General features: G+C 38.0%; 14 protein-coding genes. 10 read left to right on the forward strand and 4 right to left on the reverse strand.

Annotation, left to right across the window (positions count from 1 at the left end; genetic code table 11):
- Positions 1-34: 34 nt before the first annotated feature.
- Positions 35-874, reverse strand: a complete 840-nt coding sequence (locus ACFX4G_RS11855) for an SDR family oxidoreductase (RefSeq protein ID WP_377574812.1) — start codon at positions 872-874, stop codon at positions 35-37.
- Between the two features lie 224 nt (positions 875-1,098).
- Between ACFX4G_RS11855 and ACFX4G_RS11860 the strand changes: the two genes are divergently transcribed.
- From ACFX4G_RS11860 to ACFX4G_RS11870, 3 genes are all read left to right on the forward strand, one after another.
- Positions 1,099-2,061: a carbohydrate ABC transporter permease gene (locus ACFX4G_RS11860; RefSeq protein ID WP_013057494.1), complete on the forward strand. Its 963-nt coding sequence runs from the start codon at positions 1,099-1,101 to the stop codon at positions 2,059-2,061.
- Complete coding sequence (locus ACFX4G_RS11865; RefSeq protein ID WP_013057493.1) at positions 2,061-2,888, forward strand: carbohydrate ABC transporter permease; 828 nt, start codon at positions 2,061-2,063, stop codon at positions 2,886-2,888. The genes ACFX4G_RS11860 and ACFX4G_RS11865 overlap by 1 nt, the downstream gene beginning before the upstream one ends.
- A gap of 70 nt (positions 2,889-2,958) precedes the next feature.
- Positions 2,959-4,242: an ABC transporter substrate-binding protein gene (locus ACFX4G_RS11870; protein ID WP_323618320.1), complete on the forward strand. Its 1,284-nt coding sequence runs from the start codon at positions 2,959-2,961 to the stop codon at positions 4,240-4,242.
- Between the two features lie 122 nt (positions 4,243-4,364).
- Here ACFX4G_RS11870 and ACFX4G_RS11875 read toward each other — a convergent pair whose 3' ends face one another.
- Complete coding sequence (locus ACFX4G_RS11875; protein WP_162214445.1) at positions 4,365-4,688, reverse strand: YnfA family protein; 324 nt, start codon at positions 4,686-4,688, stop codon at positions 4,365-4,367.
- Positions 4,689-4,999: 311 nt separating this feature from the next.
- Here ACFX4G_RS11875 and ACFX4G_RS11880 point away from each other — a divergent pair, with 311 nt between their 5' ends.
- Positions 5,000-5,986, forward strand: a complete 987-nt coding sequence (locus ACFX4G_RS11880) for an MBL fold metallo-hydrolase (protein WP_043982729.1) — start codon at positions 5,000-5,002, stop codon at positions 5,984-5,986.
- 40 nt (positions 5,987-6,026) lie between these two features.
- Here the strand turns inward: ACFX4G_RS11880 and htpX are convergent, their stop codons facing one another.
- Positions 6,027-6,899 (reverse strand): protease HtpX, encoded by an 873-nt coding sequence (htpX, locus tag ACFX4G_RS11885; RefSeq protein WP_043982731.1) that lies wholly within the window; start codon positions 6,897-6,899, stop codon positions 6,027-6,029.
- 252 nt (positions 6,900-7,151) lie between these two features.
- Here htpX and ACFX4G_RS11890 point away from each other — a divergent pair, with 252 nt between their 5' ends.
- Both ACFX4G_RS11890 and ACFX4G_RS11895 read left to right on the forward strand, forming a co-directional pair.
- The gene (locus tag ACFX4G_RS11890) at positions 7,152-7,478 is read left to right on the forward strand and encodes a PadR family transcriptional regulator (RefSeq protein WP_097825092.1); all 327 of its coding nucleotides are present in this window, start codon (positions 7,152-7,154) and stop codon (positions 7,476-7,478) included.
- Between the two features lies 1 nt (position 7,479).
- Complete coding sequence (locus tag ACFX4G_RS11895; RefSeq protein ID WP_097825091.1) at positions 7,480-8,157, forward strand: DUF1129 family protein; 678 nt, start codon at positions 7,480-7,482, stop codon at positions 8,155-8,157.
- 172 nt (positions 8,158-8,329) lie between these two features.
- Here ACFX4G_RS11895 and plsY read toward each other — a convergent pair whose 3' ends face one another.
- A complete protein-coding gene (plsY, locus tag ACFX4G_RS11900) occupies positions 8,330-8,917 on the reverse strand; it encodes a glycerol-3-phosphate 1-O-acyltransferase PlsY (protein WP_043982735.1) in 588 nt (195 codons plus the stop codon).
- Between the two features lie 650 nt (positions 8,918-9,567).
- On the opposite strand from plsY, the gene ACFX4G_RS11905 reads away from it, so the two are divergent.
- The 4 genes from ACFX4G_RS11905 (at position 9,568) to ACFX4G_RS11920 (ending at position 11,606) form a co-directional block, all read left to right on the forward strand.
- Positions 9,568-9,756, forward strand: a complete 189-nt coding sequence (locus ACFX4G_RS11905) for a hypothetical protein (RefSeq protein WP_225049418.1) — start codon at positions 9,568-9,570, stop codon at positions 9,754-9,756.
- A 307-nt stretch (positions 9,757-10,063) separates the two neighbouring features.
- Positions 10,064-10,375 carry a hypothetical protein gene (locus ACFX4G_RS11910; protein WP_043982736.1) on the forward strand — a complete coding sequence of 104 codons (312 nt, stop codon included), beginning with the start codon at positions 10,064-10,066 and terminating at the stop codon, positions 10,373-10,375.
- 129 nt (positions 10,376-10,504) lie between these two features.
- Positions 10,505-11,245 (forward strand): GH25 family lysozyme, encoded by a 741-nt coding sequence (locus tag ACFX4G_RS11915; RefSeq protein ID WP_080781705.1) that lies wholly within the window; start codon positions 10,505-10,507, stop codon positions 11,243-11,245.
- A gap of 34 nt (positions 11,246-11,279) precedes the next feature.
- Entirely contained in the window at positions 11,280-11,606 is a 327-nt protein-coding gene (locus tag ACFX4G_RS11920) for a nucleoside triphosphate pyrophosphohydrolase (protein ID WP_162214441.1), read from the forward strand.
- The last annotated feature ends 126 nt before the right edge of the window (positions 11,607-11,732 follow it).

Consider the following 11,732-nt stretch of genomic DNA (forward strand, 5'->3'; position numbering starts at 1 on the left):
GTCAGCTGAAAAGCTGACCTTTTTTTATTCTACATTATAAGCCAACTTCGCGTGCACTCCAGTTCCAGAATTCTTCCGCACGCCGTTCATTTTTTGCTCTTGAAGAAGGGGGCGTAACGCGTTTTTTATAAAAATAAGCGCCGCTAATATGCGTCACTTCAGGGCTGTCTGCTAAATAAATAGCTGTTTCGGCACCTTGAAGAGGTGTTAAAAAGAAAGGGCGAAGCACGGCGTGAACGCTTTTTCCAAAACCTGTTTGACGATTAACGCCGATGGCGGTAGAGACTGCACCGGGGTGTAGGCAATTTACGGTTACAGAAGTATCTTTTAGCTTTTTACTTAAATGGACCGTAAATAAATTATTCGCTAATTTAGACTGAGAGTATCCTCGCCATATTCCGAATCCTGTTGTTAAGTGAGGGTTGTTGAAGTCTATTTTTCCAGCTTTATGAGCACCGGACCCAACGTTTATAATGCGTCCTTGCTGAGATTTTTTCAGCAGATCTAAAAGTAAATTAGTTAACAAAAAGTGACCCAAATGATTGACACCAAGCATCATTTCGAATCCGTCTTGTGTTGTTTCACGCTTGATTGTCACCACGCCCGCGTTATTAATCAACACATCAAGTACACTGTAGCGAGACGTAAAGTCTTCACTGAAAGCCCGGATACTGTCAAGAGAACCTAGGTCACAGGTCATAAGAGATATGGAATCCGATCCGCTTTGACGCTTCGCTTCTTCTAAAGCCGTATTTCCTCTTTCTTCATTTCGGCATACCATAATGACTTCGAATCCTTTTTTAGCTAGTTCAATCATTGTGGCCAGCCCCATTCCAGAATTGGCACCCGTAATTAACGCTCGTTTGGCTGTCATGCGTATGTTCCTCCCAACTACATCTTTTTTCTAGTGTATAAGATAAGAAGATACGTCGTCCACTTCTAGCTTTTCTTTCATGCATACTTTAAAAAAATGCGTAAAATGTGCACAAGGGAGAAAATGTTGCACAAAGGTCAATATTTTACACCCTACTCGTCAATTAAAGCGGTTTCATAAATAACTGATTTCGCTAAAATAAGACATAGGGAGGTGCTAGTAAGATGAATAGCCAAAGTAAATTACAGGAGACAGAATATGTTCCTTTAGAGCAAGAACTTAAAAGAGAACCATCTATTAATACGAAAAAACGTAAAAATTTGAAAAATGTAGGTTTGTTTGCTCTATTTGTAGGGCCCGCACTTTTAGCGTTTTGTGTGATTGTACTTATACCATTTTTTACAGGGATTTATTACTCATTTACAGACTGGAACGGAGTAAACGGCACGATTAACTGGGTGGGCCTTGATAACTTTAAGTACTTGTTCACCGAAGATAAGCAGTTTCAGCAGTCGTTTTGGATCACAACAAAATATACGGTCGTTGCGATTATCTTAACGAATGTGGTGGGGTTCGTGTTAGCAATCCTTGTTACTCAAATGTTAAAAACACGAAACATTTTACGTACGGTTTTCTTTATGCCGAATTTAATTGGCGGACTTTTACTAGGATTTGTATGGCAGTTCATTTTTGTAAAAGGATTTGCATCTATCGGACAAATCACGGGAATTTCGCTTTTTGAACTTCCTTGGTTGGGAGACGCAAAAACAGCATTTTGGGGCATCGTGATTGTAAGTGTATGGCAAGGAGCGGGTTATATCATGCTTATTTACACAGCAGCACTGCAAAACGTACCGCAAGAGCTGATTGAAGCAGCAAAAATTGACGGAGCAAGCAGATGGCAAATTCTTCGTCACATTACAATTCCAATGGTAGCACCGGCAGTAACGGTTTGTTTATTCTTAACGATTTCATGGTCATTCAAAGTATTTGATGTCAACTTATCATTAACAAACGGTGGTCCATTTAAATCAACAGAAATGTTAGCGCTTAACATTTATACAGAAGCATTTGTTAATAACAGATACGGTCTAGGTGAAGCAAAAGCCTTAATTTTCTTCATCGTCGTAGCAGCAATTACAATTATTCAAGTAACATACACCAAGAAGAAGGAGGTTGAATCGTGATGGGAAACAAATATACGAGCAAAACCTTTATTGTTGAAATTTTAGCAGTCCTGCTTGGACTAGTGTTCTTGGTTCCATTTTATTACGTGCTTTCAAACTCACTGAAGTCATTTGCAGAAATTTTGTCAAACACATCGGCGCTGCCGACAACAATTCAGTTTCAAAACTTTGTTAATGCATTCAACCAAATGAATTACTTAAAAGTGCTTAGCAACTCGCTGATCATTACAGTCATTAGTAACGCAGTTCTAGTCATCTTCTGTTCAATGGCAGCTTACATGCTGGTTCGAACAAAGAAAAAAATCAGCAGCATTATCTTTATGGCATTCGTAGCGGCAATGGTTATTCCGTTTCAATCCATCATGATTCCACTTGTAAAAGTAGCAGGAAACTTAAATCTGTTAAACAGCATCTGGGGTATTGTGATCATGTATTTAGGCTTTGGTTCTGGTATGACGATTTTCTTATACCACGGATTTATTAAAGGAATTCCAGTTGAGCTAGAAGAAGCCGCAATCATCGACGGATGCTCACGTCTAGGCGTATTCTGGAGAATTGTGTTCCCGTTGTTAAAACCAATTACAGTAACCGTAGTTATCTTAAACAGCCTATGGATTTGGAATGACTTCTTACTTCCGTCTCTTGTTCTGCAAGATCCTGAGCTAAGAACGATTCCGCTTGCGACATTCTTCTTCTTTGGTCAGTATACAAAGCAGTGGGATTTAGCACTAGCAGCACTTGTGATCAGTATTATCCCGCTATTAATCTTCTTCTTTGCAATGCAAAAACACATTGTTAAAGGAATTACAAGCGGTTCAATTAAATAATAGAAACGGCAACAGGGCTGATTTTGATGCTGAGGCGTCAAAATCAGCAGCACATAGGGAGGAACGGAAAATGGCATTTAAAATGAAAAAATGGCCTTTAGCGGCAGGTGTTTTATCGGCTACGCTTTTATTTTCAACCGCGTGTTCAAACGAAAGCGCATCGGGTAATAAAAAAAGCGGCGGAGATCAAGTAGTAGTAGATGTATTCCAAGGAAAAGTAGAAATTGCTGATCAGCTAAAAGCTCTAACTGATCAATACACAAAAGAACATCCAAACGTAAAGTTTAATATCCAAACGGTTGGTGGAGGAGCTGACGGTGCAGCTGCTTTAAAAGCGCAGTTTGCGTCGGGGAATGCACCTGACCTTTTCACAAACGGGGGATATCAAGAGGCAAAAACGTGGAAAAATAAATTAGAAGATTTATCCGATCAGCCTTGGATTGATGACGCTTACGAAAACACACTTACACCAATGACGATGGACGGTAAAGTATATGGACAGCCAATCAGTCTTGAAGGCTATGGATTTACATATAACAAAAAACTGTTCAAAAAAGCAGGCATCAAAGAACTTCCAAAAACATATTCAGAATTAGAAGCAGCGGCTAAAAAGCTGAAAGCTGCCGGTATTACGCCATTTTCTATCGGCTACGGCGAGTGGTGGGTGCTTGGAAACCACGGCTTAAATATTCCATTTGCTAGTCAAAAAGATCCGGATGCATTTATTAAAGGGCTAAATGACGGCAGTACGAAAATCGCAGGAAACGAGCAGTTCAAACAGTATGTGAAGCTGCTTGATTTAACGGTAAAATACGGAAACAGAAATCCGTTAACGACGGACTACAACACGCAAGTAACGAAGTTTGCGAACGGTGAAGCAGCGATGATTCAGCAAGGAAACTGGATTCAGCCAATGCTTGATAAAATTACGCCGAACATGGATGTAGGCATTTTGCCTATGCCGTTAAGCGATGATGCAGCTGTATCTGACAAGCTTGCAATCGACGTTCCAAGCAATTGGGTTGTTCACAAGCAAGCGCCAGCGGCAGATAAAAAAGCAGCCAAAGATTTCTTAAACTGGATGGTTACATCTAAAGAAGGTCAAAAAGCGTTAGTAGAAGACTTTAAGTACATTCCAGCCTTTAAGTCAATCGAAGCAAAAGACATCGGTCCTTTAGGCGAAGAACTTCTTAAATATTCTAAGGATCAAAAAACGATTCCTTGGGAATGGACAAAATTCCCTGAAGGCGTAACGCAAAAATTTGGAGCGGATGTACAAGAATACATCGGCGGCCAAACATCTGAAGATGAGCTGTTAAAATCATTAGATAAAAGATGGGCTGAGTTGAAGTAATGAAAAAGACAACCTTGGGGTTGTCTTTTTTGTAAGTGCATAAACTGGCAATATAGCTGTATTTATCTAAAAAAATAAAAGGCGGCAGAATTCATGTATTCTGCCGCTTTCTGCGTTATCATTTAACTTCTTGGCCAAAGCATAACGGCTACGCCAAGTAGACACACAAGTCCGCCAATCCAATCATATGTATCGGGCATTTTTTTATCAACCCACCACGCCCAAAACAGGCTTAAAACAATAAAAATACCGCCGTAAGCTGCATATACACGTCCAAAGTCCGGGAACGACTGCCACGTAGCAATGACGCCGTACAGCACCAAAGCAATACCGCCCAGAAGTCCTAACCAGCTTGATGCTCCTTCGCGCAGCCACTGCCAAATCAGATAGCCTCCGCCAATTTCAGCAAGACCTGCTAAAATAAAAAGAAAAATTGCTTTAATCATAAACTATACTCCTTATATCATCATTCCATCTCTTTATTCTATCTTACTTTCTTAGTTTGATAAATCATTCGTTTGCTTTAAATAAGTACACTGGAAAGCATTCCTTTATCAATTTGTCTTCAAACCTGCTAAACTATTAATAGTATGAGTTTATGTAAAATGTTTGTACGAGTACAAAGAGTCATCCAATTATTGAGGCTCAGCACACTTTTACAAAAGGTAGAAGTTAGCAGGAAATTGACTATTTAAAAGAATAAAACGTTTAACAGTATAAAGCAGTAAAAAGAATGCAGATATAGGGGTTTGGTAAAATGAGTTTAGATCATAAGGTAATACGCATTGAGCTGCCTACGCCATTTCCAATTGGACCAGTGAATGTGTTTTTATTAAAAGCAGACAAGTTAACGTTAATTGATGCAGGTATGAAAACCAAAGAAGCGTGGAATGTTTTTGAAGAGGCGCTTCGTAAAGAAGGATATAAAGTAACAGACATTGAACAAGTGATTCTTACTCATCAGCATCCGGATCACACTGGATTTTTAGAATGGCTGCCGAGTGATATACCGGTTTACGGTCATAAGCTTGTGGAGCCTTGGATTTACCAAGATGAAGAGTTTGTTCAGCAGCATAATGAGTTATACCGTAATTTCCTTATGGAGTTTGGAGTCAGTGATGATGTAATGGATACATGGCTTCGTAAAGCAACGGCTGCAATTCAAGTATATTCACCTAAAGGACAGAAGCTAGCAGGGTATTTGAAAGAAGGAGATACACTTCCGTATGCCAGTGATTGGGAAGTGATTGAAACGCCGGGACATTCCTTGAGTCAGCTGATGTTTTACAATCGAAAAGAAAAAGTCGCGTTTGGCGGAGATCATATTTTGCCAAAAGTACCGTCAAATCCATATTTAGAGCCAACCATTCAAAATCCTAAGCCAACGCCGCTATTGGACTACTTGGCGTCTCTTGAAAAAACGTTAAACTACGACATTGATTTGATCTACAGCGGACATGGTGAACCGCTTGGTGACATTCATTCTTTAATTATGGAACGTATTCAAAAGCAGCATAAATGGGCCCTGCGCGTGTTACAAGTAATGGGTGAAGGAAAAAAAACAACGCTTGAAGTCAGCGCAGCTTTTTTCCCGGATATGTATCAAAAAGCACCGGACTTTATTTTCTCAGAAGTGTACGGCCAGCTTACGTATTTAGAGAAAGAAGGATACGTTGAATTAACAAAAAATCAAGATGGCGTCTTGCTGTGGGAAACTACACGTGTGCTTGCTCCTCAGTCATAACATAAAAAACCAGCTTCTATAAAGAAGCTGGTTTTTATGCTTATAGTGAATGCAAGCGCTCAATGCGTTTTTCAAGCGGCGGGTGAGTAGAGAATAAGCGTGAGAACTTTTCTTTGCCGCTAATTTTAAAAGCAGCAATTGATTTTTGACGGTCATCTACTAATGAAGTAGTATGACGAAGCGATTCTAACGCATAAATCATTTTTTCTTTACCACCGAGTTTAGCTGCAAGCGCATCGGCTTTGAATTCACGTCTTCTTGAATGCCAGAAGATAATTGGGCTGCTTAAGATACTAAAGAGAATCTCAAATACAATCGATGTAAGGAAATAAACAACCATCGCAAACTCTTCTCGCACAAAGTTTGACACCGCTTTGGCTACTAAACGAGAGAAGAAAATAACGAATGTATTTAATACTCCTTGCAGAAGCGTAGTTGTGACCATATCCCCGCTTTTAATATGCGCTATTTCGTGAGCGATAACGCCGCTGATCGCATCGCGGTCCATTCGTTCAAGCATTCCGCTTGAAACGGCAACAAGCGAGCGTCTTTTACTTGGCCCAGTTGCAAAAGCGTTAACTTCCGCTGAATGATAAATTCCGACCTGAGGCATTTTTCTTAATCCTGCAACAGATGCAAGTCGATGCGTTTCTTCTAAAACAAATCGTTCATATTCACCTTGAGGAGAACGTTCATCAATAACTTGAACACCCATCATCCACTTTGCCATCACGCGTGACATCATAAGAGAAATAATCGCGCCGCTGAAGCCGGCAATTACGCTAAATGCCAGCAGGCCGCCGTAACCGCTGCTTCCCATATAGCTTTGAACACCTAATAAAGATGTAATCGTTGTGATTGTGATTAATACTAAAATATTAACGAAAATAAACAGTGAAATTCGTTTTAGCACAAGTCTTCCTCCTTTAACTAATACGTGCATGATAGGTATACGGTTAGTAGAGAAGAAAGGTTTCATTTATTTATTCAAATTTACTAAAAAGATTACTATGTTAAGTGGTTTAATGAAAAAAAGTAAATAAATGGTTGATCGTTTACCATAAATAGTTTATTATGAGTGATATAAAGCTATCTTGTCTTGCAAGGTAGCTTTACTTTAAAAATGTATCTTGTATAACAAGATAGTGAAAAGGAAGAAATCAATATGTCTTTGAGAAGTCAATTGTTAAAAGGAATTTTAGAAGGGTGTATCTTATCAATCATTCAAAAAGAAACGGTTTATGGCTATGAGCTATCCCAGAAGCTTCAACAATATGGATTAAATGATGTGAGTGAAGGTTCGATTTACCCAATTTTACTACGTCTTCAAAAGGAGGGATTAATAAAGGGAGAAATGAAAGCATCGCCTTCGGGTCCTAAACGAAAGTACTATCATCTTACGGCATCTGGTGAGAGCGCATTATGTGAAATCCAAGAGGAATGGATCAACATTCAAAACCCTGTAGATAAATTGTTGAATAGGAGTTTTTAAGATGAACGCTAAGGAATTAATTAAATTAAATAATAAGAAGCGAAAAGAGCTGACCAAGGAAAATGAAGAGTACTATGATAATATGCTTGTTTACATTCGAACGAGTGTGTCAGTTTCTGAACAGCAGGCTGAAGAATTATTGATGGAGCTTTTAGATCACCTTATTGACGCACAAGCGGAAGGGAAGCGTGCTGAAGAGGTGTTTGGAGAAAACCTTAAGACGTACTGTGATGAAATGATTAAACAGTTACCTAAAGAACCCTTAAAAAGCACTGCTTTTTTTATAAGCTTTTTATTGTTACAGCTAGCAAGCTTGATGGCTATAGTAAGCGGGATAGGAAATATCGTTGTACATTATGTTAAGGATAGCAGCCAGACTGTTTATATCGGAACAGCAATCGTCACTTTTGTTATTGTTGCAGCTATTATTTCTCTTGATGTTTTTCTGCTTTTAAAATGGATACAAAAATCTGTTTACAAAATTTCGAATAAGATTAAGGACTTTTTTCTACTCTTTGTCTTAATTTTTATTTCTCTTGCCGGGATGGTTTTTTTACCAAAGCTTATTCCACCTTTTGGGTATGTAATAGAAGTTGGAGGTTTCTTATATTTAGCTGCTGGTGCCGTAACACTCATCGTTTTAAGGTGGTTAAATAGTAAATATCAAATTACAAAATGAGATATAGGAAGCAGCGAAATGTATTGTTTAGTCTATAATCAAGAGCATTTTTAAAGAAATTTCATAATTTACGTCTATCTTGGGACAAGACATACTAAAATAATTAAAAAGGTGTTCAACGCATGAACACCTTTTTGGTAACACCATTTAAAAATTACTAACTTTAGTACGTTTAAAAATTAACCTTAGGTTCTGTACCTAATTTAATGCGTTTGAAGTTTTTAATATGCTTCCATGTAATAAAAACAAAAATAACGGCTGCAAATACCATCAATACTACATCACCTATATAGAGTGATACCAAAAAGGCAACCAATGCCCCAATAGGTGAAGACAAGGATACGTATTTAGAAATTTTGAGAGAAATTAAAAAAGCTAGAATCCCTAGAATGAAAGCTAATGGTGAAAATGCAAGGAATACACCAGCGGCAGTCGCTACAGATTTTCCTCCTTTAAACTTTGCAAAAATCGGATAGCTATGTCCAAGAATAGCAATAAATCCAGGGACAAGCATATGCAAGTGACTATTCATCATAAGCGGTAAACAGACAGCTAGCGAGCCTTTTGCTATATCGCCGATCAACACTATAATACCTGCTTTCTTTCCTAAAGTACGAAAGGTATTAGTGGCTCCTAAGTTACCGCTTCCGTGCTTGCGAACATCGGTTTTGTAAAAGCCCTTTCCAATCACTAAAGCAAAAGGAATGGACCCAATTAAATAAGCTAATAAGATAATTATAGCGTTTGTTAATACGTTCATTGTTGGCACCTCAAATTGTGTTGTTATTATTTATTTTATAGCAAGATATCAAGAGTAAAGTTTATTTTGTTTCTGAACACTTCTATTAGTATGTATTACTTCCCAGCGAGTAAATTGCGGCCTCTTAATAGTGGAAGATAGCCTTTTATATCTCTACAAAAGATAAACGCGGTAAAAGCAGTCTTTTGTATGGATAGAGGGTGCTAGCTGTTTCGGTAGAGCATTTGTAGATTCAACTATATTTTTAGCGGAACAGCTTCATGACTTTATGTTAAGATATTTTTGGATTTTCAAGCCTTCCTACGTATTAGGACGAATCCATATGTCCATTATAAATATGGAAAAAAAGAAAAGAGGATAGGCGGAAAGGCAAAAATAAAAAAACTTGCTACAACAACAGCAAAGTTTTTTGCGCATCAGCCGTTCTGATTTTTTCTACAAAAATAAAAACTTGTAATACAATTTTTAAAATATAACATAAATGTTTAAGGATTAAAAGATATTTTGGGTATATTGTATTAGAAGAAATGTGTTTTAATATTTTTTTATAAAAAACAAGACAAAGAAATTAACAAATCAAAAGAAATATAATAAAATGTAAAACGGTGTTTCGAAATATTAACTTCTTAAAGTTGAAAGGGGTCCTGCACTTGTTGTGGACAGATATCAAAGAACGAGAAGTAGTTATGTACAAAAACTGCCAGGCGAAAATTTTAGAAAAAAAGGTGCCGAATAAAATAGTCGTGCGCAATCTAGAATTCCCGGAAAAAGGTGATTGGATATCAGCCGAGCTTGATTTTGAAGCTGTTGAAAAATTTGAGAAGAGTCGAGAACACTAATACGAAAAACATTTTATAATACTTCTATTTGTTATATAAGAAAAAGCCGAGCTTACATTTTGAGTTCGGCTTTTTTGTTTATGTTTAATTCGTTCTCTTCACGAAGAGCTGCTCGTTATTAAATGTAAAACCACGTCTTTTTCCTCTCATTCATTTTCCACTATTACACTAGCCCCGTATAAAAACGTATCTTTATACGGGACTATCGATTTATTTTTAGTACACGTATTTTTGCCGCTTTTTTCATATACAACTGTTCAGAAACAAAACCTCTGTGCATACATTGAAGACAAAGGGGGAGGATACATTGGGAAAAACAAGTCGTATATTGAAATGGGTCAGCGGAGGATTAGAGGCTCTTTGGGGGATTCCCCTCCTAGGCGGCACCTTGGTTATAAGCCTAGCCTACACGCCGCTTATTCTAATGCTCGCATTGCACGTCGTAGGTTTAGTATTTGCGATTAAAACAAACAAAGTTCGGACAGGGCATATCATGGGAATTGTCTGTTCTGCTATTGCGTGGATTCCAATTGTCGGCATGATTATGCATATTTTAACGGCTATTTTCTTACTTATAGAAGCAGCCAAAGATAACGAGCCATCTGAAGACGCAGCATAAAAGAAAAGCCGCCTGATTTTTAGGTGGTTTTTTGTATTTAATACCACAGACTTGGAGGCTATATTGTTTTGGAAAATCCTTTTTATGTTAGGATATTAGAAGTATTTTCTAAAAAAGGGGGTAAACATAATAGGCAAAGCCAATCGAAAAAACAAAAGACTTTTTACAGCAGGACTCATATTAGTCGCTCTTGTAAGCTTTATATTTTTACTATGGAGTAAAGGATGGGTAATTCCTAATGCGATAAGTGCCAACCGCTATGATGTAAAAGGCGTAGACGTATCTTCTTATCAAGGGGAGATTGATTGGAGTGTGCTGAGTAAACAAGATATTCAGTTTGCTTTTATCAAAGCAACGGAAGGAAGTTCATTTCAAGATCCTTTATTTAAACAAAACTGGGAACAAGCAAATCGGAAAAACATGCGGATCGGAGCTTATCACTTTTTTAGCTACGATAGCAAAGGTTCCACACAAGCGGCTAATTTTATCAAAGCGGTCTCTCTTAAAAATAATGATTTGCCTCCAGTGATTGATGTAGAATTTTACGGAGATAAAAAACAAAGCCTGCCGTCTCAGAAACATGTATACAAGGAGCTTTCTAGCATGATTAAACATCTTGAATCTCATTATGACAAGCGCGTCATTCTTTATACGACGCCTAAAGCGTATAACTTGTATATTAAAAACAGATATCCTGAGTGTGATATTTGGATTCGCGATGTTGTGAAAAAGCCTACTCTTGAAGAACAGAAGAAATGGGCGTTTTGGCAGTATACGGACAAAGGGCGGTTAAGCGGCTATAAAGGTAAAGAAACGTTTATTGATGTAAATGTGTTTAACGGAAATCAAGCAGAATTTGAAAAATACTAGTTTACTAGAAAGGTAAGAGATGGAGGAAAAAATAATGCCTACTTATAACAAGCTAGTGCGAGATAAAATTCCCACGATTATTGAACAAAGCGGAAAAACCTTCAAATCACGCGTGCTCCAGCGAGAGGAATATCAACATGAGCTGACGAAAAAGGCAAAAGAAGAACTTCAAGAGTACGTAGAAGCCCAAACGCATCAGGAGGCAATTGAAGAGCTCGCGGATTTACTGGAAGTTATGCAGGCGCTAGCAGCTGTGCACGGGGCCACGCCAGAACAACTTGAGAAAGTGCGTGAAGAGAAGGCCAGGGAGCGCGGGAAGTTTGATGATCGGATTTATTTAGTGGAAACAGAAGAAGTGTAGACCCGTGTTTTGTTATCTTAAATTGGTCACCGTCCTTCCTTAGTATTTCTCTTTTCAACCCAGTTACAAAATCCCCTCTTGAAATTTTGTTCACCAAACAAGTAAACTAAAGACATAAGTTTGGTA

The organism is Priestia sp. YIM B13486 (assembly GCF_042787865.1).
GTDB lineage: Bacteria > Bacillota > Bacilli > Bacillales > Bacillaceae_H > Priestia > Priestia megaterium.

Coding starts and splice junctions, on each gene's coding strand:
- ACFX4G_RS11855 (WP_377574812.1), bottom strand. CDS start 874: ATGACAGCCAAACGAGCGTTAATTACGGGTGCCAATTCTGGAATGGGG.
- ACFX4G_RS11860 (WP_013057494.1), top strand. CDS start 1,099: ATGAATAGCCAAAGTAAATTACAGGAGACAGAATATGTTCCTTTAGAG.
- ACFX4G_RS11865 (WP_013057493.1), top strand. CDS start 2,061: ATGGGAAACAAATATACGAGCAAAACCTTTATTGTTGAAATTTTAGCA.
- ACFX4G_RS11870 (WP_323618320.1), top strand. CDS start 2,959: ATGGCATTTAAAATGAAAAAATGGCCTTTAGCGGCAGGTGTTTTATCG.
- ACFX4G_RS11875 (WP_162214445.1), bottom strand. CDS start 4,688: ATGATTAAAGCAATTTTTCTTTTTATTTTAGCAGGTCTTGCTGAAATT.
- ACFX4G_RS11880 (WP_043982729.1), top strand. CDS start 5,000: ATGAGTTTAGATCATAAGGTAATACGCATTGAGCTGCCTACGCCATTT.
- ACFX4G_RS11890 (WP_097825092.1), top strand. CDS start 7,152: ATGTCTTTGAGAAGTCAATTGTTAAAAGGAATTTTAGAAGGGTGTATC.
- ACFX4G_RS11895 (WP_097825091.1), top strand. CDS start 7,480: ATGAACGCTAAGGAATTAATTAAATTAAATAATAAGAAGCGAAAAGAG.
- plsY (WP_043982735.1), bottom strand. CDS start 8,917: ATGAACGTATTAACAAACGCTATAATTATCTTATTAGCTTATTTAATT.
- ACFX4G_RS11920 (WP_162214441.1), top strand. CDS start 11,280: ATGCCTACTTATAACAAGCTAGTGCGAGATAAAATTCCCACGATTATT.